Annotated in this window: 23 protein-coding genes and 1 other RNA gene; 3 read left to right on the forward strand and 21 right to left on the reverse strand. The window is 57.8% G+C overall.

Features of this window, described 5'->3' with window-relative positions:
• The 21 genes from C7436_RS02575 to C7436_RS02675 form a co-directional block, all read right to left on the reverse strand.
• Entirely contained in the window at positions 1–966 is a 966-nt protein-coding gene (locus tag C7436_RS02575) for an AgmX/PglI C-terminal domain-containing protein (RefSeq protein ID WP_014421342.1), read from the reverse strand.
• On the reverse strand, positions 959–1447 hold the full coding sequence (locus tag C7436_RS02580; protein ID WP_011785081.1) for an ExbD/TolR family protein: 489 nt from the start codon (positions 1445–1447) through the stop codon (positions 959–961). The genes C7436_RS02575 and C7436_RS02580 overlap by 8 nt, the downstream gene beginning before the upstream one ends.
• A complete protein-coding gene (locus tag C7436_RS02585) occupies positions 1444–1974 on the reverse strand; it encodes an ExbD/TolR family protein (protein WP_011785082.1) in 531 nt (176 codons plus the stop codon). Before C7436_RS02585 ends, C7436_RS02580 begins: the two co-directional genes overlap by 4 nt.
• 40 nt (positions 1975–2014) lie before the next feature.
• Positions 2015–2665, reverse strand: coding sequence for a MotA/TolQ/ExbB proton channel family protein (locus C7436_RS02590; protein WP_014421339.1), 651 nt, complete (start codon positions 2663–2665; stop codon positions 2015–2017).
• A 26-nt stretch (positions 2666–2691) separates the two neighbouring features.
• Positions 2692–3063, reverse strand: coding sequence for a hypothetical protein (locus C7436_RS02595; RefSeq protein WP_228198037.1), 372 nt, complete (start codon positions 3061–3063; stop codon positions 2692–2694).
• Positions 3060–3548, reverse strand: a complete 489-nt coding sequence (locus C7436_RS02600; RefSeq protein WP_011785085.1) for a tetratricopeptide repeat protein — start codon at positions 3546–3548, stop codon at positions 3060–3062. Before C7436_RS02600 ends, C7436_RS02595 begins: the two co-directional genes overlap by 4 nt.
• On the reverse strand, positions 3545–6364 hold the full coding sequence (locus C7436_RS02605; RefSeq protein ID WP_121206600.1) for a tetratricopeptide repeat protein: 2820 nt from the start codon (positions 6362–6364) through the stop codon (positions 3545–3547). The genes C7436_RS02600 and C7436_RS02605 overlap by 4 nt, the downstream gene beginning before the upstream one ends.
• Positions 6361–8001 carry a tetratricopeptide repeat protein gene (locus C7436_RS02610; protein ID WP_228198038.1) on the reverse strand — a complete coding sequence of 547 codons (1641 nt, stop codon included), beginning with the start codon at positions 7999–8001 and terminating at the stop codon, positions 6361–6363. The genes C7436_RS02605 and C7436_RS02610 overlap by 4 nt, the downstream gene beginning before the upstream one ends.
• Before the next feature lie 18 nt (positions 8002–8019).
• Positions 8020–8484 carry an AraC family transcriptional regulator gene (locus tag C7436_RS02615; protein WP_224848565.1) on the reverse strand — a complete coding sequence of 155 codons (465 nt, stop codon included), beginning with the start codon at positions 8482–8484 and terminating at the stop codon, positions 8020–8022.
• 429 nt (positions 8485–8913) lie between these two features.
• Positions 8914–10092, reverse strand: a complete 1179-nt coding sequence (locus C7436_RS02620; protein WP_121206602.1) for a vWA domain-containing protein — start codon at positions 10090–10092, stop codon at positions 8914–8916.
• A 22-nt stretch (positions 10093–10114) separates the two neighbouring features.
• Entirely contained in the window at positions 10115–10957 is an 843-nt protein-coding gene (locus C7436_RS02625) for an AAA family ATPase (protein WP_011785090.1), read from the reverse strand.
• A gap of 18 nt (positions 10958–10975) precedes the next feature.
• The gene (locus C7436_RS02630; RefSeq protein WP_121206603.1) at positions 10976–13111 is read right to left on the reverse strand and encodes a vWA domain-containing protein; all 2136 of its coding nucleotides are present in this window, start codon (positions 13109–13111) and stop codon (positions 10976–10978) included.
• Positions 13112–13150: 39 nt separating this feature from the next.
• Positions 13151–13495, reverse strand: a complete 345-nt coding sequence (locus C7436_RS02635; protein ID WP_011785092.1) for a hypothetical protein — start codon at positions 13493–13495, stop codon at positions 13151–13153.
• Positions 13495–13941 (reverse strand): YcgN family cysteine cluster protein, encoded by a 447-nt coding sequence (locus C7436_RS02640; protein WP_121206604.1) that lies wholly within the window; start codon positions 13939–13941, stop codon positions 13495–13497. Before C7436_RS02640 ends, C7436_RS02635 begins: the two co-directional genes overlap by 1 nt.
• A complete protein-coding gene (locus tag C7436_RS02645; protein ID WP_121206605.1) occupies positions 13938–14231 on the reverse strand; it encodes a YcgL domain-containing protein in 294 nt (97 codons plus the stop codon). The genes C7436_RS02640 and C7436_RS02645 overlap by 4 nt, the downstream gene beginning before the upstream one ends.
• Positions 14228–15379 carry a ribonuclease D gene (locus tag C7436_RS02650; RefSeq protein WP_121206606.1) on the reverse strand — a complete coding sequence of 384 codons (1152 nt, stop codon included), beginning with the start codon at positions 15377–15379 and terminating at the stop codon, positions 14228–14230. The genes C7436_RS02645 and C7436_RS02650 overlap by 4 nt, the downstream gene beginning before the upstream one ends.
• Positions 15380–15396: 17 nt before the next feature.
• On the reverse strand, positions 15397–15999 hold the full coding sequence (recR, locus tag C7436_RS02655; RefSeq protein ID WP_011785096.1) for a recombination mediator RecR: 603 nt from the start codon (positions 15997–15999) through the stop codon (positions 15397–15399).
• A 33-nt stretch (positions 16000–16032) separates the two neighbouring features.
• A complete protein-coding gene (locus C7436_RS02660) occupies positions 16033–16356 on the reverse strand; it encodes a YbaB/EbfC family nucleoid-associated protein (RefSeq protein ID WP_011785097.1) in 324 nt (107 codons plus the stop codon).
• Positions 16357–16360: 4 nt separating this feature from the next.
• Positions 16361–18274, reverse strand: a complete 1914-nt coding sequence (dnaX, locus tag C7436_RS02665) for a DNA polymerase III subunit gamma/tau (protein ID WP_121206607.1) — start codon at positions 18272–18274, stop codon at positions 16361–16363.
• A gap of 124 nt (positions 18275–18398) precedes the next feature.
• An RNA gene (ffs, locus tag C7436_RS02670) (signal recognition particle sRNA small type) lies at positions 18399–18495 on the reverse strand.
• A 71-nt stretch (positions 18496–18566) separates the two neighbouring features.
• A complete protein-coding gene (locus C7436_RS02675) occupies positions 18567–19322 on the reverse strand; it encodes a 2OG-Fe(II) oxygenase (protein ID WP_023010073.1) in 756 nt (251 codons plus the stop codon).
• 109 nt (positions 19323–19431) lie between these two features.
• Here C7436_RS02675 and C7436_RS02680 point away from each other — a divergent pair, with 109 nt between their 5' ends.
• The 3 genes from C7436_RS02680 to C7436_RS02690 are packed head-to-tail and all read left to right on the forward strand — an operon-like array spanning position 19432 to position 22145.
• On the forward strand, positions 19432–20352 hold the full coding sequence (locus C7436_RS02680) for a D-hexose-6-phosphate mutarotase (protein WP_014421327.1): 921 nt from the start codon (positions 19432–19434) through the stop codon (positions 20350–20352).
• 30 nt (positions 20353–20382) lie between these two features.
• Complete coding sequence (locus tag C7436_RS02685; protein ID WP_022991126.1) at positions 20383–21198, forward strand: lysophospholipid acyltransferase family protein; 816 nt, start codon at positions 20383–20385, stop codon at positions 21196–21198.
• The gene (locus tag C7436_RS02690) at positions 21198–22145 is read left to right on the forward strand and encodes an SDR family oxidoreductase (RefSeq protein WP_011785102.1); all 948 of its coding nucleotides are present in this window, start codon (positions 21198–21200) and stop codon (positions 22143–22145) included. The genes C7436_RS02685 and C7436_RS02690 overlap by 1 nt, the downstream gene beginning before the upstream one ends.
• The last annotated feature ends 29 nt before the right edge of the window (positions 22146–22174 follow it).

Here is a 22174-nt window from a genome sequence, read left to right on the forward strand (position 1 = left end):
TTACCCCGGAAGGAAATCGATGGGGAATCGAACCTTCCGGGTCTCCACATTGGCGGCACCAAAATTGAACATCTGTACGCGCAGTGCAATGCGCTTTTCCAGCATCGGGTGATCCAGTTCAGAACCCACCACGTCACAGGCTGAGACACTGCCATCCGGCTCAATCACCAGTTCCAGGGTAACCTTGCCCTCAAGGGTTGGATCCTGCCTTAACTCCCGCTGGTACAGGGAATAGAGCACGCTCTTCTGGGCATCAAATACCTGCCGGATATTACTCATGGCACGCTCGCCCACTGACGGCCGGGCGGGTTCCGGCTGGCTTGCCACCTGAGGCGCGGTTTCCCGGGGAGCGGCTACGTCACTGGTTTCATGCTTTGCCAGTTCGACTTCCCGAACTGGCCCTTCGCGGGTTTCAACACCGCCGCTGCCTTGCAGTACCGAATCATTCGGCGTTTCCGGTGCCAGGCCAACCGCCTGACTGTTATTAACATTCGCGACACGCTGCACCTCAGGTGCCGGAGTGTCCACAGACGTCAGAGCACTGAGCCGGTCTTTCATGGCAAACAGGCCGGAACGTGAGGCGGTTTCACGAGCCTGCTCGGTCGTCTGCGGCGCAGGCTTCGGCTCCGTTTTTGCGACAGTCGGCTCAGGACGGGTCTGTGGCGGCTCCTCAACCTGCGTCGGTTCCGGCTCTGGCTCTGGCTTGGGTTGCTCAGGTTCTGGCTCCACAACCGGCTCGGGTGGCTCAACCGGCTTGGGTGGCTGTACCAGCTTCGCCAGCCGAGGCGGCAATTGCTCCGCCTGTTCACGCTCAGGTTCCGGTACCTGCAGGCCCGGAATAATGAGGGCAGGAATCAGAAACAGCGCCAGCATCAGCCCGGTTATCAGGCCGAAGCGGCCTGACTCTGCTCTGTCCCTGGACCAGGGCAGCCGGGAAGGTTGCGACAGCTCCCTGTGATCAACCATTACGAACCTCCGACTCCACCGCCAGTCGTACCTGCCGGAACTGCTCATCGACACAGGTCTGCATGATCTTTCTCAGCAACCGGTAATCGGTATCTTTCGCTGCCATAATCGTAACTTCAAGACCGTTTTCCGGTACCTCAGCCCAACGGTTCCTTCGGTACGCCAACTCTTCGGACAAGCCGGCAATGCGAGTATCCGTGGCTTCTATGCCGTCCAGGCGCGCCACTTCCCGGCCCTGAACCAGAATGGACTGGCCGACCACCTGTACCGTCAGATTTTCCACGGCTTCCTGTTGGGCGGTCGAACTGGGCAGGGGAACATCCGCAGTGTTCTGCATGACCTTAACATCCGAGGAATTCACCATCAGGAAGAACACCAGGATGGTAAAGATATCCATCAGTGACACCAGGTTCAGGCCACCCGCCTTGTGCATCCGGCCATAGTGTCGCTGGCGCAGTCGGGCTCGTCTCGACAACTTCACGCGCCTTCTCCTTTGCCTTCCATGGGTCGCGCGGCAAGATTGCGATCCTCACCAGCATCCATCAAAGACACATCCGGAAAGAGCTCTGCTTCCACAACGCTCGCTGCCACCACCGCCTGGTAAGAGCGCACCGTATCCATAACCGACACCAGAGTCTGGTAGTCAACGTCTGGTCCGACTTCCAGGATCACGTCCGTCTTGTCGGGCATCCGGGATTTAATCCGCTGCAACAGTTCACTCAGTCGTGAATAGGCCTGGCCCTGCCCGGTAACAGGCAACACGTCAATGAGGCCGCGGTCGCTGTCCGCCACCTCAATACCCTCCGGGAGCACCGTCACCACCAGCCGGAACGATTCGGCATCCGGCGCCTGCCCCGCTTCCATGCCCGGAAAGTTAAGCTCGATCATCCGGATCTGGCTGAACACCATGCCCAGAAGCAACACCGGCACCAGCACAATCATCAGATTGAGAAAGGCGGTAATGTCGAGGTCTGCCGAGGCCGTCAGTCTGCGATGTCGACGTCTCATGTTCGGCTACTCCTGATCAGATCCTGGAATGCCGGCACCATCAGGCGGCCGCCGCCGGCCGGTTTGCGGACTCAGACACCATGTTAAGGAGCTTGACCCCCGCCATTTCAAAACTGTCGACAATCTCGTTGGTGCGGGTCTGCAGTACCGCATGGAACAAGAGCAGCGGAATGGCCGACATCAGGCCAAAAGCAGTGGTATTCATGGCCACGGAAATACTTTCCGATAACAGCGATGCCTTCTGCGCGGGGTCTGCGGCAGCAACCGCGGTGAATGCCGCAATCAAGCCAATGATGGTGCCAAGCAAGCCTAGCAGCGTCGCAATGTTGGCCAGGGTGGCGAGATACTGCGTGCGCTTTTCCAATCGGGGCAGCACTTCCATCAGCCCCTCTTCCATCGCGTATTCGATGTCTTCACGCCGGCAGTTATTGATCAACCGGGCAATGCCAGCGCCAAGCACTGAGGCAATTGCGCTGTCTGAGCTGGACGCCGCCTTCATGGCGCGCTGGTAATCACGTTTTTGCAGGGCGGGCAGAATGCCGCGCTCAAATGCCACCCGGTTTCGACGGCGAACCGCTCCGAGATACAGGAAACGTTCCAGAGTGATCGCCAGCCCCAGTGCAAGCACAATGGCAATCGGGTACATGAAGGGACCACCCTCCTGGAAAAAGCGGATAACGGTATCAAGCATGGTGTAGTTCTCCATCTACTGCGACGTTACGGTTGCGACTCGACTGGTGCGGCGCCCTGCCCTGCAGAAAGCGTTGGTGTCAGCACAAGGGGGTTCAGGGTTTCGCGGAACTGGCGGTGGTTCTCCAGAATCGGTTGAGGTACCGGATGCAAGAGTTCCGGTGCCTGTTGATTGAGTTCGGTTCTCGGGCGCCGGGGCAGGCTCGGCGTTTGCCAGGGCAATATGTACAGAATCCTCGGATCGTCTTCGCCGGTGCCAGCGGAGAGCCCCCGTACCTGCAGAACGTTCTGTTGGCTCTGCCCCGCCTCACTGTTGCCTTCTACGGAATAGCCGATGGCCGGCCAAAGCAACAGAACAGACAGGGGGAAACCGCAGCACGTTAACCTGGACAGCATCATTCCAGCCTCCGTTCAAGATCTGCGATCCAGCCGGCAACCTGCGAGCCTTCCTCCCCCACCAGGGACTGGTAGTGCTGGTAATGTTCCAGCGCCTTGTCGAGGTCCAGCAGGTAGAGCTCCGATATCACCGCCAGGTTGTAATGCAGTTCCGCCACCTTCGGCGTCACCTTCAACCCCGCTTCCAGCATCTCGGCGGCTTCCTCAAAGCGCTCCTGCTCTTTAAGAAGCAGTGCCAGATTGTTGCGGACCCTCACGTTGGCAGGATCCGCCGCAACCGCCTGGTGCCAGGCCTCCAGCGCCATCTTCCGGTCACCGGCTTCGTAGGCCTGCCGGCCCTGCCGCTCCCACTCTTTTGACTGTTCCGGCTGATACACCGGCGCCACTTTTTCAGGTGCCGGCGCTTTGGAAGCGCAGCCAGCCAACCCCGCAAGAACCAGAAGAAGTAAAAACCGGAAAACCTGGGGTATCCCTCTCAACCTCATCATGAGCCTCCCTGATTGGTGTCCGTCGTCCAACTCATCCAGCGAAGCTGTCGGTCGTAGCGCCCGGGGTGCATGGTGGCCAGGGCCTCCAGGCTGCGCTGAATCCACTCATCGAAACCCTCCGTGGGGATACGTTCGTGGTTGCGGGCGTGCAGCGCCATGGCCTCTTCCTCAAGTGGAAACGCTTCCTCTTCCAGGAGCATCTGATACTGCATGGCTTCCATTTCGTTCAGTTCCGCAGGTACTTCAGAGGACATGAGGTCAGACGCCAGTGTTCGATAGAGTTCAGCACGGCGATATAAAACCTCCGAACGTACTCCATCGCCGGCAAAGGACTCTGCCTCCTGGAGATACTCCTGAGCCTGCTGCATGGCCGCCTGTTTTCGTGCAAGGGCCTGCTCCAGCGGGTGAACCAGTGCAATGCCGGCAAAACGCTCTGCCGTCTGGGCACCAAAGAACAGTGCAGCATCGGCAGCCCATTTCAGGGTGCCATCGGAATGCCACTGGCTGGCTCTTTCCCGAGCCAGCAGTTGTTCACGTACGGCAATCACCGAGTCTCCCGATTCGATCAGCCGTTGGCGCATGGTCTGATGTTGAACATGCTCGTCGGCGGAATCGGGCGTGGGTGCAACCGCCAGCCAGTTTTTGTAGAGCTGGTTTCTGGAAGCGCTGTCACCCTCTGCGTGGAAAATGGCCGCAGCACGCAGTCTGGTGGGCCACGGGTTCGCAAGCGTTTCTGAGCGATTCAGCAGCTCCTCCGCTGCTTTTAGACCCTGGCCAGATTCCTGATAGGCAAGAACCAGCTTCTCACTGGTTTCAGGCGTAAGCTCATGACTCGGATAATCTATCCGGAAGCGTTGGAGTTCGTTGATTGCAGCCAGCCAGTCGGATGCCCGAAGCAGGGTATTCGCGGCATCATAGCGAGCCTTGATCGCAATTTCAGAGCCCGGCATAACGCCCTCAACCCTCTGGAAATGCGCCACGGCCAAAGTTGCGTCGCCGGCGCGAGCAGCCTTTTCACCCTGCTGATAGATAGCGGACGCAAGTTGTTCCAGAAGACTGCGCCTCTGGCTTTCTGCATCCTGGCTGGCTTCGTCAGCCAATGGCAAAGCCTCGCGCCACGCACGTTCAGCTAGCCCAAATTCGTTGTTTTTCTGTCGAATACGCGCGGTCACCAACCACGCGGCGTAACGCTCGGTAACCCCCGCCCGCTCCCAGGTCAGTGTAGAACTGGCGTAATGCAGGGCACGCTCGAATTCGCCCAGGTCGTACCAACGGTTGGCAAGGTCGGCACGGAGCCCCGACAGACGTTCATCCGGGCCAAACGCCTCTGCATATCGCTGCTCTTCGTTGCTCAGGACGAGCAGCGCCGCGGTTCTGCTCTCTCCTGATGCCAGCTCAAGATCCTCACGAACAATTCGGATAGCGGCCCAGGCCGAATCCCGGGAATGCCCATGGCGATGGTCGTAGGCTGCGGCCCGGAAATTCCTGACGGCTTCAGTCCGATCGCCAGCCAGTAACCGGGCATCGCCTGCGAGATGGAGCAGTTCCCCGGCTTGTTCCGAGCGAGGTGCAAGCCGCTCGTAATAGTGGGCGGCTTTGGCCCAGGCTTCACTGGCGGCAGCCGTTTGGTTCCGGCTACTGAGATCTGTACCGGTGGCGTAGTAGTGATCAGCGAGGAAGCGGCTGTATTGCGCCCAAAGCCCCTTCTGCTCAGGAGTCATCGTCTGGAATCGGGCCTCTGCCCCCAAACGCTGGATGTAATCATCCCGCGCCGCCAGAGCTTTTGAGGTATTACCGGCCAGTTGCCAGTAGGACACACTCTGGGCCAGGAAATCCGGGCTCGCTGTATGGCCCGCAAACTCGGACACAAAGGCGTTGTTGACCGACACCGCCCGTACATAACGGCGTTCCACCGCATGCAGATCCGCAAGCCGGTCGTATAACAGATGCTGCCATGCTGATGACTCACGACCATCCAGCCAGTCGGCGAGGGTCCGGGCATCACTCTGGCGGGACGCCATCAAGGCCAGCACCCGGAAGGTGTCCTCCAGCATATCCATGGAGTGCGCCGGCGGGTTGGCCAGGGCGGAGTGGTCTGGTAACTGCTGGTCCAGTACCGCCATGAAGCTGGCTGACGCACGGGCCCAAGCAGGATTACCCTGTTTGAACTGACTCCAGCCGAGCATGTAGCGAGCTTTGGCGGCGAGTTCCTGGTGGCTGTCATGCTCCAGCAACTGTCGGTAACCGGCCTCTGCCTCCGCGTAGCGCCCGGCCGAGAAAGCCGCTTCCGCAATGCGGAAACGGGCCTCAGGTACCAGTTCCGAGTTCGGGTAAAGTCCAACAAGCTGTTTCAGTCTTGCGATGGACTGCTCCGGTTGCCCGATCAGCGCGTGGGCCTTGGCCATCTGGTACAGTAACTCGTCGAGACGCCCGGAAAAGGACCCTTTAGCCAGAATGCTTTCGTAGCTCTCGAGCACTTCCTCATAGATGGCCGCTTCCCGCTCTTCGGAGAACCCGACGTCCTCTCCCGACCTATCACGGATGTTGTTGAGCCGATTCAGGGCGTCTATCCGCACTTCAGGCTCATCCGAGGACTCAAACAGCTTCTGATAACGGCGAGCTACTTCAAGAGGCGAAATCGCCGGCAGTGGCCGGCTCTCAAATTTCAGAAACACCGGGCGCATATCCCCCAGGGTTTCACCATCCCGCCCCAACTCCACGCGGAACGATTCCTGCGCAGAAACCGACCCATGGGCCAACGTCATAACCGTGACAAGGAGTGCCGCGAAGGACTGCGGAGCAAAAGGCAGATTCACTGTGCACCCTCCCCGAGATTTTCCAGAGCCAGATACTCGTAGAGATGTGCGATTTGCTGCTCGGTTTTGTCCAGCGCGTGAGTCATGCGCTGGGTCTGCTTTTTAACAAACGCCAGTGCCAGTGCATCCAGTTCTCGCGCAGCCTGCTCCCGGAGACTAAGGGTCTTGTAACGTAAATCCTTGGTGGCGTCTCTCAATGCACCAGCGTCGTCCAGAACCGTTTCCAGGCGCTCAGGCCTTTGGACGACCTGCTGATTCAACGCTCCCATTCGGCGGCCGGCTCCTGCCAGGGACTGTTTTAGCTGACGCAACTCTGCGACCTGGGCAGGCGTAGCCGCCTGCTCCACCAACCCATTCAATCTGGATTCCAGATCACTCTGCTGCTGCTCAAGCACCACGGTTTGTGACGCCGCCCCCCCTGAACCGGCCGAGGCCATAAAGCCTTCAAGGGCCTGGATGAAAACCTCCAGGTTGTACTTGCTCGCATCCAGTGTTGCGACCATCTCATCAAGGCGCGCCACCCTCCGCACCGCCACCTGGGCCCCGGGTTCTTCCATGAAGCGCAGAAGATACGCCATTCGTGGCTGGGTTAACGTTCGGTTATCGGCCAAAAACCATTGAATGTCGTCACTACGGGCATCCTGAACCAGAGCTTTGTAGGCTCCTTCAGCCGTGATCCTTTCGGACAACTTGCCAAGGGTAACCCGTTCTCCCTCATAGGCCGCGTTGGCTGCCAACCAGGATTCTCCCGCCTGGCCCGGATACCCGGAAAGATCGTAACCACGGCCCATACCGATCCACGCATCTGAAACACCGGGAAATGCCAGCGGAAATTTCTTGGCACGGTGCCAGCTCTGCATGGCGGCACGGTGGTTGCCTTTGCTCGAGAGGGCAAGGCCATGAAGATAGAGAGCCTGAGGTGTGTGATAACTTTCCAGAGAGACCTTCTCCAGGAAATCAATCGCTTTGTCGTAATCGTCGCTACCCAGTGCGAGATAGCCGGCCCGGAGATTGAGCTGATCCAGCAGTGCCCGGCTCCGGCTGGTGTCGGTATCCTTGGCAGCCATGGCCATGGCAACCCGGAGCGAAACCAGGGCCCGTGACGAATCGAGATCATCGCGGGCGAAATCCGCCGCCAGGTTCATATAGCCCACAGCCGCCCAGTAGCCATCTTCCATACGCGCAAGGTATTGACCGGCCGCGTCGGTCTTCCCTTGTATTCTGGCCAGCTGTGCCAGACCAAGAAGCGCTTTTTGAACCACTTCGCCATAGCCGGTTCTGCGCGCCTGTTGGTACCAGTCTTCCGCACCGGTGAGATCGCCATCTTCCTGTGCCATTTCAGCCAGAGCCAATGCCGCTTCGCCACGGTGAGACGCACCGTTAAATACACCCTCAAACCCAGCCCTGGCCTCGTCGTGCTGCCCCGAGGCCAGCATAAGCCGGGCCTGGAGGTAATCGGCCGATTCGCCTTCAAGCTTCATTGCCAACCCGACAACCGACGAAGCCTCACCGGTATCCAGCGCAAAGCGAACCACACCGGATGCCAACGAGTTATCCATGGCATTTGCTACCGGCGTTGCCACACCTGCCAGCATCGCTGTCATGACACCAATACTGTTTCGGAGAAACAGAGACATGCGCCCATTCATGGCCGGTTATTTCCACTCAACAAATGAGACTTCCGGTTCATAGTCCGGTGCCTTGGCGTTCAGCGTCATCTGCAGGCGCAAAGTGCCGGGCTGTTTCCGGAAATCGTGGACAATCTCCCGGCGCACGAAACGATTGTTGGCCGCCCGGGCGTTGATCACTGCCTTGAGAGTATGTCTTCCATCCGCGAGGTTGCCGATAAACAGTTGATGTACACCGCCCTGGCCCAGTGAGCTCCGTTCGTTTTCTGTGTACAGATGAGCGGTAACCGGCTGCTCATTGACGAACAGTTCTACCGAATCCAGCTCAAGGGCTTGCCTGTTCGCCAACGACAGAAAGACCGCCACCCGGGTATTCACCGGGTGCAGCAGTTTCTGCTCGAGGGCATGCACACTTGCGGTATGCCGGGTAATGTCAGCGTTCAGACGCTCGATCTGCTCATCGAGCGACGATGCGTGGGAGGTTGCCGCCATCGCGGCAATGATCATTCCGGATATACAAAGCCCCCTGATCCCTGGGGCAATCCGGCACTTTTGTGGTTTTTGTCTGCCGAACATCACTTTCCTGCCTTGCCGGGCCGCGCTGGTGCGCGGCTCAGGTAACATTTCGAAATAAAGAGTAACACCCGCTAACAACCAAGAACGGTATCCATTTCACCAAATGAGCATTTGGCCGGGTATCGGCAACGAAAAGCGTCGACTAATTTGACAGAAACAAAGAAAAGGGAGGCGGATCACAAAGGACCGGACGGCCCTATGACGAGGCAACTTATTGATACTAAAAGCAGATACAGGGGCATGGCCCCGGAATTGCTCTACCAGAGATGGCGGGAGCGCCTTTCGGGCAACCCCCGCTTGAATATGCCGAGCCTTGCCGATGCCCTCAACCGCATCGGCTTTTTTTTATTTACTCAACTGCCTCATGGCCGATTCGAGCCCCTCAATGGTCAAAGGGTACATATGATTATTAACCAATTGCTGGGTAATGCCCAGTGAACCACCCGATCCCCAGTAGCTTTCCGGTAACGGGTTGAGCCACACCACCTTTCGGAAATGCTCGGCCACACGCTGGAACCAGGTGGCGCCTGCTTCCTCATTCCAGTGCTCGATAGAGCCACCGGGATGCGTGATCTCATAAGGCGCCATGGTGGCATCCCCGACAAAGATCACCTTATAGTCCGGCGTATATTTATGCAGGATGTCCCAGGTGCTGAGCGTCTCGTTCATGCGACGGATGTTATTCTTCCACACGCTTTCATAAATGAAATTGTGGAAGTAGAAATACTCCATGTGCTTGAACTCAAGACGTGCCGCGGAGAACAGCTCTTCACACACCCGAACGTGAGGATCCATTGAACCGCCCACATCAAAAAAGATCAGAACCTTCACGGCGTTGTGTCGCTCCGGAACCATTTTCAGGTCCAGGTATCCTGCATTGCGGGCCGTTGAGCGGATGGTGTCATCCATGTCGAGCTGGTCTGCCGCGCCCTGTCGGGCGAATTTACGCAGCCGGCGCAAGGCGACCTTGATGTTGCGGATGCCGAGGGTGATGCTGTCGTCCAGATCGCGGAATTCACGCTTTTCCCAGACTTTAACCGCCCGGCCGTGGCGACCTTTGTTCTGGCCGATGCGGAAGCCTTCCGGGTTATAACCGTTGGCACCAAACGGTGAGGTTCCGCCGGTACCAATCCATTTGTTACCACCGGCGTGACGTTCCTTCTGCTCTTCCATGCGCTTCTTGAAGGTTTCGATCAACTCTTCCAGCCCGCCGAGAGACTCGATCTTGGCTTTCTCTTCATCGGTCAGGTGTTTCTCGAATTCGGCGCGCAGCCAATCGTCCGGAATCAGCGCCTCGAGCAGATCATCGAGATTCTCGATGCCCTCAAAATAGGCCTGGAAGGCGCGATCAAACTTGTCAAAGTGCCGCTCATCCTTAACCAGGCACACCCTGGCCAGGTAATAGAACTCCTCCATGTCTGCGAATGCCAGGCGCTGCTGAATGGCCTCCAGCAGGTCCAGGAATTCCCGCAGACTGGCCGGCACCTTGGCCCGCCGTACTTCGAGGAAAAAATCAATCAACATAAAGCAGGGCTCTTGTCGGTGATCAGTTTCGGCGACGCGCCATGAAAGCCAGCTTCTGAAGCAAATGAACGTCCTGCTCATTCTTCACCAGGGCACCATAGAGCGGTGGCAGAGCCGAGCTGGAGTCTTTCTCCTGCAGGGCTTTGGCAGAGAGCTCATCCGCCATCAGCAACTTGAGCCAGTCGATCAGCTCGGATGTCGACGGCTTCTTCTTGAGCCCCGGCACCTTGCGAACGTCAAAAAACACTTCCAGCGCATCCCGCACCACCTGCTGCTGAATTCCCGGGAAGTGAACATCCACGATGTTCTTCATGGTGTCGTGATCCGGGAAGCTGATGTAGTGGAAGAAGCAGCGGCGCAGGAAGGCATCTGGCAGCTCTTTCTCGTTGTTACTGGTGATGACCACAATCGGGCGTTTCTTCGCTTTCACAAACTCCTGGGTTTCGTAAACGAAAAACTCCATTCGATCCAGTTCCAGCAACAGGTCGTTCGGGAACTCGATATCCGCCTTGTCAATTTCGTCGATCAGCAGCACCACCTGCTCGTCTGCCTCAAAGGCTTCCCAGAGCTTGCCCTTCACAATGTAGTTGCGAATGTCTTTGACCTTCTCGTCCCCGAGTTGGGAATCCCGAAGGCGGGACACCGCATCATATTCGTACAGGCCTTGCTGGGCCTTGGTGGTCGACTTGATGTGCCAGGGAATCAGAGTCATTCCCAGCGCCGCGGCCATTTCCTCCGCCAGCAGGGTTTTACCGGTGCCGGGTTCACCCTTGATCAACAACGGACGCTGCAGCGCGATCGCTGCATTGACTGCCATTTGCAGGTCATCGGTGGCTACGTATTTATCGGTGCCGGTAAACTTCATGTGTCTGATTCCTGTTGGTTACTTTTTCGGATTCTCTTTCTTGTCCGCCGGTTTGGATTTTTCGTCCTCCGGAGACTCTTCATTATAATCGGGCAAATCGTCGAATTCGGAGAGGTCGAAGTCTTCCAGACCAAACTCGTCCTCATCAATGTCGAACTCCGACTCGCTGATCTCATCAGCTTCAGAAGGATCTGGCTCCGCCTCGGCGCCAACCGTATCGTCTGCCAAGGGGATGTCATCCTCTTCCGGTTCCAGTTCAGCCGATGGCAGCTCTTCCGTTACTTCGGGTACGGCCTCATCCGGAATCTCGTCCGGTTCGCTGTCAGCTTGCGAGAGTTCCGGAATGTCTTCAGGTTCCGGCTCTTCGGCAGACGCCAGCTCTGGCTCTGTTTCCGGGGCAGGTTCAGGTTCAGCCTCCGCTTCCACCGACTCTGACGCCGCCGCTGCCGGAGGCTCCGGCTCAACCACTGGTGGCTCCTCAGATTCTTCAGCCAGGTCTTCCAGGGTTTCTCGCTCAGCCGCTGCCGCCTGCTCCTGTTCTGCCCTCGTTTTTTTCTGACGCCATGCAAACAAACCAAGGCCCACGATAGCAACCAGCAAGGCTGCGCCAGCACCCCAGGCCCAAACCGGGATACCCAGAAGGGTACCCTTCTCCGGCTCCGTGTCAGCAATCGGCTGTTCGGCCGGCGCTTCGGGCTTCGGCTCAACGACCGGTGCTGGCTCTGGTTCCGGCTCAGATTCCTGAACCGGAGCTTCGACCGGAGGCTCAGCTTCCGCTGGCGGCTCCGGTTCTGAAGAGTTGGCTCCGCCATCAAAATCCGGCAGCGGCTCCGCCTGTTCAGACAGGTCTGGCACCATGGGTTCGGTCACCACCTCCAGAGGTGGCTCTTCCCCTGGCACGGTAAACGTCGTCATGGCGCTGAATTTGCGGGAGAAAGTTCCGCCATCCGCCACCACATCAACCTGATAGCGGCCAGGTGCAGGCAATCTGGGTACGGTGTCCCGATATACGCCGTCTTCCGGCGGGGTATCGGGAGACAAAACCTTGGTACCTTGCCGACCATCACTCGCGGTTATCGACAAGCTAACGTCCATGACCGAGAGAAAGTCTGACCCGGTAATCTTTTCGGCTTCCTCAAAAAAAGCCACTTCAATGGCCAGAGGCTGCTCTTCGGTAAACTCAGCGGGAATCGGATTCACGGCCATGCGCAGATCACTGACCACCGTCACGCGGCTCCCCTGGCCAAGATCGCCAACGATACGCCAGCGGCCCGAGACCGGTTCAGTAACGGTGATCAGATCATAGCCCGGCTCAGATGCCCAACGGACATTATCCGGAGCGCTCTCCCGGGTGAACGGCTCACCACCAGGCTGTGCAAGTGCCAACGGCTCTTCGCCAGAAGCATCCTGTCCTGAGAAGATCAGTGCCGTAAACTCGCTGATGCCATCATCAACGGCAAAGCCATCGCCCTCAATGGGAACCTGTTCCTGCGGCACTGCGGTATTCAGCGCATTGGCAAACGCCAGATTCAACGCCTCGGCAGATTGCGCCAGCTGGAAACTGCCACCGGTTTCCCGGGCCAGGTTACGAAGAAACCGGATGTCCGCTTTCTCAGACAGACCAACCGTATGAATCGTGGCGCCCTTGTCTTTCAGCGCTGGCAACAAGGAATCGACTATGCGTTTTTCCTCTGCCTGACTTGCGTCGTCACCGCCTGGCACGTCGACCTTGCCATCGCTGAGGACAATAAGATGGGTGTTCTCGAGGGTACCGCCAGACAACCAGTCGTTGGCGGCTTTCTCCATAGCCAAACCGAGGTTCGTATGCAGAGCTACCGAATTGATCTGCTCGGAACGCTCAATAGCAGTGTCGCGCCAGGACTGGTCAACCACACCGTAGGGCACCAGCATGTTAACGTACTGCCCGAAAGTCCAGAGACCGGCACTGGCACCTTCCGGCAATGTCCGGGCCAGCAGACGAACCGCCGGGCGGCGGAGATTCTGTGGATCGGTTTCCTTCATGGAGCCGGAAATATCCACCACAATGCGCACATCTGCATTGCCGGGCAGAGACAGTGCCGGGTCCTGCGCACCTGCTTGCCAAGAAATCAGCAGCAAAGCTGCAGCCACCCAAATGCGTTTGAACCCGTTCATTGAACTGCGCCCTTATCTTTTGTAGTTCTCAGAAATCGTCTATTTGCGAACCAGCCGGTACCGAACCAGATCAAGTATCCATACCAGTAGCATAACAATCGCGGCGATGCTGAAATTGAACAGCGCGCGACCGGCGGCATCGGTGTCGCCAAGAATCAGCTCATAGCCCGCAAACAGCCAGGCCGGTATCCACCAGCCGGCCACGTCTGGCGATTCCACGGGGGTCAGCACCAGCACCACAAGCGCAGACAAAAGCAGTGTCCGCAGACCGTAAAAGGGCAATACCCGGAACAGTGATTTCATCATGTAGAAAAACACAACGAAAGCGACTGCATAGGCCGCCCAGAAAACTCCATAAGCGAGTGAAGCGTCTGTATCCATCATTACAGAATCCAGTGAATAATGTGTTCTTCCCAATCCTCTTCCGGCACAGAATCTTCCGACACCACGTTTCCCCGCACCGAAACACGGGCTTGATGAACGGTATCAGGATCTCCGCTGCGAAGCGGGTGCCAGTCCGGCAGAGGCCTTCCCTCGGCGAGGGTCCGGTACGCACAGGTGTATGGTAACCAGTGGTAGCTGAGAACCGTATCGGCGGTCAGTACCGTACACCCCGGTACCTTTTTCAATCGTTGCTCATAGACCGTACAGCCACAGGTATCCAGGTCCATGTAACGGCATACAAGATCGGTGTGATACACCTCCCCCGTATCCTCATCCTCCAGCTTTTGCAAACAACACTTACCGCAGCCATCACACAGGGATTCCCATTCCGGCTGGGTCATCTCTGCCAGTCGTTTGCGCTGCCAGAAGGGAATCTGTGCAATCATTTCCGGTGTTGCTCGATCTTGCGTTTGAAGTCCACGATGTAGGTGTCCTGCTCTTCCGGCATCTGCAGGAAAAAGTCCTTTTCGTCGATTGCTGCCAACACTTCCTTCCCGGTTGTGCGCGCAAGCTTTTTGTCTGGCGTTAGCAGCAGATCCATCGAGTGGATGGGCGAACCGAAAATACCTCTCAGCGCCTCTGGTAAATCGTCCCACTTTTGCCCGCGGCGAACAAAGAGATAGGCGTCGCCTTTCTTGCTGCTGCGAAACACCGATACAAATTCACGTTCAGTCATTGGCTGAGCAGTTCCTCAATATCTTGCTTTACCGGCGCGATAATCTGCGCGCGCCAGCCCTCAAAAAACGCCTGGCCTGCCAGGGTGCCATCCTGGATCAGCTTCTCAATACGCTTACGCGGCGCCAACAATTCCATTGGAATATCAACGCGTTCCGCGGCATTACTAAAGTAACGCTTAACTTTCTTGTAAAGCGCTTGCTGATCCCGGCTCAGCGGTCTTGGAATGAGCTCAAGCCCTGAATTATCGGTATCACGGGCGGCCTGCACAAGCTCAACCAGCTGCTCACCATAACGTTTAACGAAACCACCGGGTACGCCCTGAACATCCCTGATCACGGCAGCTGATGACGGCAACCGCTCAGCAACGGCAATCAGCAAGCCATCGTTCAGGACCCTGTTGCGGGGCCGGTCCTGGCGACGACACTCCTGCTCACGCCACGCGACCAGTGCCCGGAGCACCGCTTGCTGTTCCCGGTTCAGGGTCCAGCCGCCCCGGAGTTTCAGATAATGCTGCTCCGGATCTTCCTGGGTAGCGGCCTCACTGGCAAACCGGCTGGATTCATCCGCCAAAGCATGCTCCAGGTTTCTTTGCCTCAGGTTGGTCAACACCCAGCCGTAGAGTGGCTCCAGAAAACGGATATCGTCCAGGGCGTAGCGCTCCTGGGCCGGCGTCAGTGGCCGTGACACCCAGTCCGAACGGGTGGCTGATTTATCGAGCGCCTCTCCGAACAGGGTCTCAACCAGGCGGGCATAACCAACGGAAAATCCGGCACCGGCCAGTGCGGCACCGATCTGCAAATCCAGCACACCCGCTGGCTCCACATTCAGCCAATGGCGAAATAACTCCAGATCCTCGCTCATGGCATACAGCAGTTTTGGTCGGCTTTCATCGGCCAGCATGGCCCGGAACGACCCAGCGGCCTCGGCTACCTCCGGATCCACCAGCCAGAAATGTCCGTCAGCGCCTAACTGCACCAGGCCTGGAATCGGGTAGAAGGTGGAAACCCGTTCAAACTCGGTATCAAGTGCAACCGGAATGCCGGGTTCAAGACAGCCGAGCCACTGATCCAGTTGCTCGGGTGTCTCCAGCCAGCGAACGGTATCCGGGGCCGCTGGAATGGTTACGGCCGGGTCGGTGTGGGTCATAGACAGAACCTGAGGACTTATTCAGACAGGGGTTTGCGACCCCGGAATGCATGGGTGAGTGTAAAGCCGTCGACATAGCCCAGCTCACCGCCAACGGGAATGCCATGGGCCAGGCGTGTGATCAGGATATTCTGGCCATCAAGGCGGTCAGCAATGTAGTGGGCGGTAGCTTCACCTTCCACCGTGGGGTTGGTGGCCAGGATCAATTCGGTTACGCCTTCACGGCGCACTCTATCAAGCAGACGCTCGATCCCGATCTCCTCCGGGCCCACGCCATCGATGGGCGACAGGTGCCCCATCAACACGAAGTAACTGCCTTTGTAATCACCGGCCTGCTCAATGGCAAGCAGGTCTGAAGGGCTTTCAACGACACACAGTGTGCCATTGCGGCGCTCGGGTTTTTCGCAGATCTGGCAGATTTCAGTATCCGAAAAATTCTGGCAGCTGTCGCAACGGCGCACGCCGTCCATCGCATGATTCAACGCCGCTGCCAGCCGGGTTCCACCAGAGCGCCCCCGCTCCAGCAGATGAAAGGCCATGCGCTGGGCCGTTTTCTGGCCAACACCGGGCAGGCATCTCAGGGATTCCACCAATTCATCAACCAGAGGGCTGAAGGCCATGACTACTCCTCAAAAAATCGATGGCAGGCCGGCTCAGAACGGCATCTTGAAACCGGGCGGCATCCCCATGCCAGACATCATGCCGGACATTTTGTCTTTCTGGTTTGCTTCTACCCGGCGAACCGCATCGTTCACGGCAGCAGCCAGCAGGTCTTCCAGAATTTCCTTGTCTTCAGACAGCAGGGACGGATCGATATCCACCTTGCGGACATCGTGCCGGCCGTTCATGGTGACTTTCACCAACCCTGCGCCGGATTCACCGGTGACTTCAGCTTTGGCGATCTCTTCCTGAGCCTTCTGCATCTGCTCCTGCATCTGCTGGGCCTTTTTCATCAGGTCGCCCATATTATTCATCATCTGCTTATCTCCTGGCTGTTTCTGCGGGGCGGATACTTTCTTCGACGACCCGCCCTTCAAATCGTTCCACAATACTCTTGACCAGAGGATCCTGCCGGATGGACTCTTCCGCGGCTTTCTGGCGCGCAGCTCGCTGGCGCTCCTCAAAGGCGGCGGGCGTATGTAACCCCGGCACACCCTGCTCTATCTTCAACTGTGTGGCGTCGCCGAAGCGTGATCTCAAGGCCGCCAGTATTTTTTCTTCGTGGCGAACATTGAGCAGCCGCGCATGCCCCTCATCCAGAGTCAGCACAACCGCCTGCCCTTCCATTCTCATGGACGAATAGCTGGCCAGGTTTCCAGGCATGCCGGTAATACCCAGCGAGCGAAAATCACGTTCCCAGACAAACCCGTCGGCGGTGACCGGTTGCTCGGGCTCGGCAGGTGCCGGCTCAGGTTCGTTCACCATGGTCTGGTCAGCATTTTGCTCTGACTGCACCGGATCAGGGGCCAAAACTGGTTCCGGCGCTGACTCTGGCGCGGATGTCGCGCTTGCGTCAGGCTCAATACTGGAATCCGATTGCGGGACCGGCTCTTGCCACTCGGGTGATTCAGCCTGAACGCCGTAGTCTTCTGGCTCCCAGGGTGGCGGGTCATCCACCATGGGTGGCTGTGGTTCAAGTTCAGCTACCGGCTCCGGACTGGGAACCGGCTGAGGCGCGGGCTCGGGTTGCGGTGCCGCGGCGACAGCCTGGGTGGGCGCGGTTTGCGAAACCGGGCCAGGCTCAGGTTCTGACTCCGCCGGGCCATTGTTACTGTTGCCAGAGGCCAGCGCCGGCGGTTCCCGGCGATCGGTACCCGGTCGAAACGCCAGCATGCGCAGCAAGGTCATTTCAAAGCCCATACGGGCATCCGGTGTCACCGACAGATCTTTCCGGCCAATCAACGCGGTCTGGTAAAACAACTGGGCATCTTCGGCACTCAGACGGCGGGCCAGTTCCTGCACCTGGGCAGCATCGCCCATGGCGTTGTCGGCACTGCCCGGCACCACCTGCTCCATGGTGACGCGATGAAACAGAGACAGCATATCGGACAGGATGACGCCGTAATCCGGGGCAAAATCCGAGATCCGGTTAATTTCAGACAGCAGGCCGGGGCCATCACGCTCAACCAATGCGTTAACAATGCGCTGGATATCGCGCTGATCGATGGTGCCCAGCATATTGCTGACATCACTGGCAGCCAGGTTCTCGTTGCCGAATGCAATCGCCTGGTCGGTCAGGCTGAGGGCATCCCTCATACTGCCATCGGCCGCCCTCGCCAACAGCCACAGGGCCGGGTCTTCAAACGGGATCTGTTCTTCGGTCAGAACGTGCCTCAGGTGGCCAACAATGTGCTCCGGCGTCATCCGCTTGAGATTGAACTGCAGACACCGGGAAAGCACCGTCACCGGCAGCTTCTGGGGATCGGTGGTGGCCAACAGGAACTTGACATGTTCAGGAGGCTCTTCCAGGGTTTTCAGAAAGGCGTTGAAGGACTGGTTGGTGAGCATGTGCACCTCATCGATGAGGTACACCTTGTAGCGGCCGCGCGTGGGAGCGTACTGCACGTTGTCGGTCAGTTCCCGCATGTCATCTACACCGGTGCGGGAGGCAGCATCGATTTCGATCAGATCAACAAAACGGTTCTCCAGGATCTCCTTGCAGCTGTCGCATTCACCGCAGGGATTCGGCGTTATGCCGGTCTCACAGTTCAGACAGCGGGCCAGCAGGCGGCCAATGGTGGTTTTGCCCACGCCCCGGGTGCCGGTAAACAGATAGGCATGGTGCAGGCGCTGGTGTTCCAGGGCGTGAATAAGCGCCTGTAACACATGTTCCTGCCCCACCATGTCTTCAAAGGTACGGGGGCGCCATTTCCGGGCTAAAACCTGATAGCTCATGATCCATCAACTGCTCTGAAAAATGGGAACAACTCTAGCATGGACAGGCAATGAGAAGAAGCATGCGCTTGCGCAACAAACGGGAGAGGAAACAGGCAAAACAAGTGGCAGGATATGGGGGTGACCCCACCAGCGATCCCCCGGCACACACATCCACCGCTTCGGCTGCTCCCTTCCGGGCCTGACCGGGTTCACGGTTTCATGTTGCGGAGGCACCAATGGGGCCACCATAACGGCGTTTCGGGGCATTTCCCTCGAAAGCGGCGCGCATATTAACAGAAGGGTATAAGGACTACAACGGCAAAGGGACTTCGTCCTGCCGGAACCAACAGGCAATGCTGTACCGGGTGCGATTGGCGGGTAATACCTCGTGGGGCACATCCTCACTCAGAAACAGTGCCGCACGCCCTGCTTCCGGCCGCACCAGACCAACCATCTGATCTTCGTTGTCGGGGCTGAACACCCGCAACTCTCCCCCGTCTTGCAGCTGCCATCCTTCATTCAGATACAGCACCAGGCTGACCACTCGGGATGCCCTGCCCCGGAAACTGTCCAGGTGGCGCTTGTAGAAATCGCCAGGCTGGTAGGTGGCATAATGCGCTTCATAGCGCTTCAGCCCAAGAAACAGGCGCTGGTTCAGACCAACCCGCAGGGCATCAAAGAACCGGAACAGCTCCGACTGGGCGGCGGTATAGCCATCAAGCCAGGCGATTTTATCCCGGCGGACGCTGCGATCACGGGTCAGATCGGCACCGCGCCCAATCCCTGCTCGCCCCATGGCTTCGGTACGGTCCAGTATCTCTACCTCGTTACGAAGCGCAGCGATCAGGCCAACGGGCAAATGACCGAGCAGATCCAGCTCAATCCAGGCTTTCTCGCTCAGGCTATCGGCGAGTTCATCCAACCAGCCATCGGAGACCAACAAAGAATCACAGCGGCCAGCTGCCCCGATAATGTCTCCAGCCACCTTGTCCAACTGGCCCGCGGACTGCTCGAGAAGCGGCTCCGGCATCGGCAAGACCGACGCTACCGGATTTTCTGATTCCATGTTCAGACCCTCACAAATTTGACGCATTGTATTCAGAAACTCGCCGCGCGCACGGTTTTAAATTACTCTGAAGCTACGGAGTTTTACCTAAAGGAAGCCGTTTCTGAATATGTCGGACAGCAGTAGCAAGCCGCCAGCAACCGGAGGCCCGGGCAACTGGTCATTTACCCGCTGGAGTACCATCGGGCAACTGGAGGCACTTGAAGTTCATCACCCATTGTTCCAGGCCACGTTGTTTCTACAGGGGGCACACCTCACCCATTTCGCGCCAAAGGATGAACGCAACTGGCTCTGGCTCAGTGAACTCGCCCGTTTTCAACCTGGCCGAGCAATTCGCGGTGGCATTCCCGTGTGCTGGCCCTGGTTTGGAGACCCACTCCGGAACCCGCCGGAAATCCGCAAGCGCATAGCGTCATCCTCAGCCCATGGCTTTGCCCGCACCGCTTTATGGCGGCTGGAAGATGTTCGGGAAAGCGCCCACGAGGTAGAAGTCAGCCTGTCCCTCAGCGCCAACGACGATTTCCAGGAACACTGGGACGGCCACGCCCTGGCCCTGATCACCTTCAGTTTTTCCATTCGCGGTTGCCAGATCGCACTGACAACCACCAATCTTTCGAAAGCGCCGCTGGCGTTCAGTCAGGCCCTTCACACTTACCTGCCCACTGACGACATTCAGCGAACCCGCGTGCTGGGCCTGGGAAACAGCCAGTACATCGACACGCTGAAAGACTGGGACTACGTCTCACAGGAAGGGCCAGTGTATTTCGAAGGTGAAGTGGACCGGATATACGAAACCGGCGAAGCACTGACCGTAGTAACACCTTCCGGCAAGCGAAAGCTTACGTCTGTGGGTAGCGATTCAACCGTGGTCTGGAACCCGGGCCCGGGAAAAGCGCAGCGTCTTTCTGATTTTCCAGACTCTGCCTGGCAGAAAATGCTGTGCGTCGAAACAGCCAATGCAGCATCGGATTATCGGGTATTAAATGAAGGCCAGAGCCACACACTGGGCGTATTCATCGGCCGCGCCTGAGCGGCAACTTCTTTGACACAGGGAGCGGGCATGGGCCTGGCATCGTATCTGAGATCGAAACTGATACCAGCGGAACTGGACGAACAGGTAAACCGCATTCGCAAACCCATCGGCACACTGGGCTACGATCCATGGGGTTATAACAACGAAGCGGTGAAGTACGGTTTTTCCGTTGCCCGACAAATCTACGAGAAATACTTTCGGGTCAGCGCCTCCGGCGTTGACAATGTGCCGGCAGAGGGCCCGGTGCTGATTATTGCCAACCACTCCGGCCAGTTACCCATCGACGGCCTGCTCATTGGTTATGCCCTCGCCTCACGGGAAAAAAATCCTCGAATTCCCCGCGCCATGATCGAGCGTTTCTTTCCGACGGTGCCGTGGCTTGGCAATCTCCTGAACGAAATCGGCGCCGTGCTCGGAGACCCGGTCAACTGCGCGAAGATGCTCGCCAACAATGAAGCTGTGATTGTGTTTCCGGAGGGCGTAAGAGGCTCCGGCAAGCTCTACCGGGACAGGTATCAACTGAAACGTTTCGGCAACGGTTTTATGCATCTGGCCATGAAGTACAAGGCGCCCATTGTGCCTGTGGGCGTAGTGGGCTGCGAAGAGACCATCCCGGCCATTGCCAACATCAAGCCACTGGCCAATGCCCTGGGCGTACCCTACGTTCCTGTCGCCCTGCCCGTGGTGCTCCCCGCCAAGGTACACCTGAATTTCGGGGAACCCATGTATTTTGATGATACCGAAATCCCTGAAGAGCAGGTCACCGAACGGGTAGAGGCTGTGAAAGCCGAGATCAGCCGACTGATTGACAAGGGACTGAGCGAAAGGAAAAGGCTGTTCTGATGAGCAAGCACCAAAGACCCCGCATTCTGATCACAGGTGCTGCCGGTGCGCTGGCCCAGCAAGTGATCCGCCGCCTGCGAGAAAGCTGCGACCTGGTGGCCGTCGATTTCCGGGAACAGGTTTACCTGGGCGACGACATCCCCAGCTACTGCATTGACTTCAACAAGCGGGTCTTCGAAGACCTGTTCCGACGCTATGAGTTTGATGGCGTGATTCATCTCGGCCGCATCCTCTCCAGCCAACTGACCCGCATGCGCCGCTATAACGCCAATGTACTGGGCACCCAGAAGCTACTGGACCTGTCCCACAAATACGGCATACGCCGGGTGATTGTGCTCTCCACCTACCACGTCTATGGTGCCGTGGCCTATAACCCGGCGCTGATTGACGAGTCCGCCCCCCTCAAAAGCGCGGGCCTGAGCGCGGACCTGGTGGATTCAGTGGAGCTTGAGAACCTCGCCAACATCTATCTTTGGCGCTACCCGGAACTCAACATAACTATTCTTCGGCCCTGCAACATCGTGGGCCCCGGTGTTCGCAATACCATGAGCACCCTGCTCAGCAGTGAGCGGGCACCCGTATTGGCTGGCTTTTCGCCGATGATGCAGTTCATCCATATCGACGATATGGCAGACGCCATTGTCGCCGCCTGGGCAAAGCCCGTAAAAGGCGTGTTCAATGTCGCGCCGCAAGACTGGGTCGCCTACCAGCACGCCCTGAAGCTCTGCGGTTGCAAAACCATACCCATTCCCTCCATTCCACCGAGCGTGCCGAAGGCCATTGCCCGGGTTCTGAACCTGCGCAGCTTCCCTCCCTACCTTATGGCATTCTTCAAATATCCGGTGGTGATTGACGGTCGCGCCTTCGCCCGGGAATTCGGTTTTGAGCCCAAACGGCCATTGAAAGAGATTTTCCGGTATTATCGCGATAACAAAAAACCGGTGTGAAACTCATCGGTAATTTGAGTATTCAAATA

It is taken from the genome of Marinobacter nauticus (assembly GCF_003634635.1).
GTDB classification, from domain to species: Bacteria; Pseudomonadota; Gammaproteobacteria; order Pseudomonadales; family Oleiphilaceae; genus Marinobacter; species Marinobacter nauticus.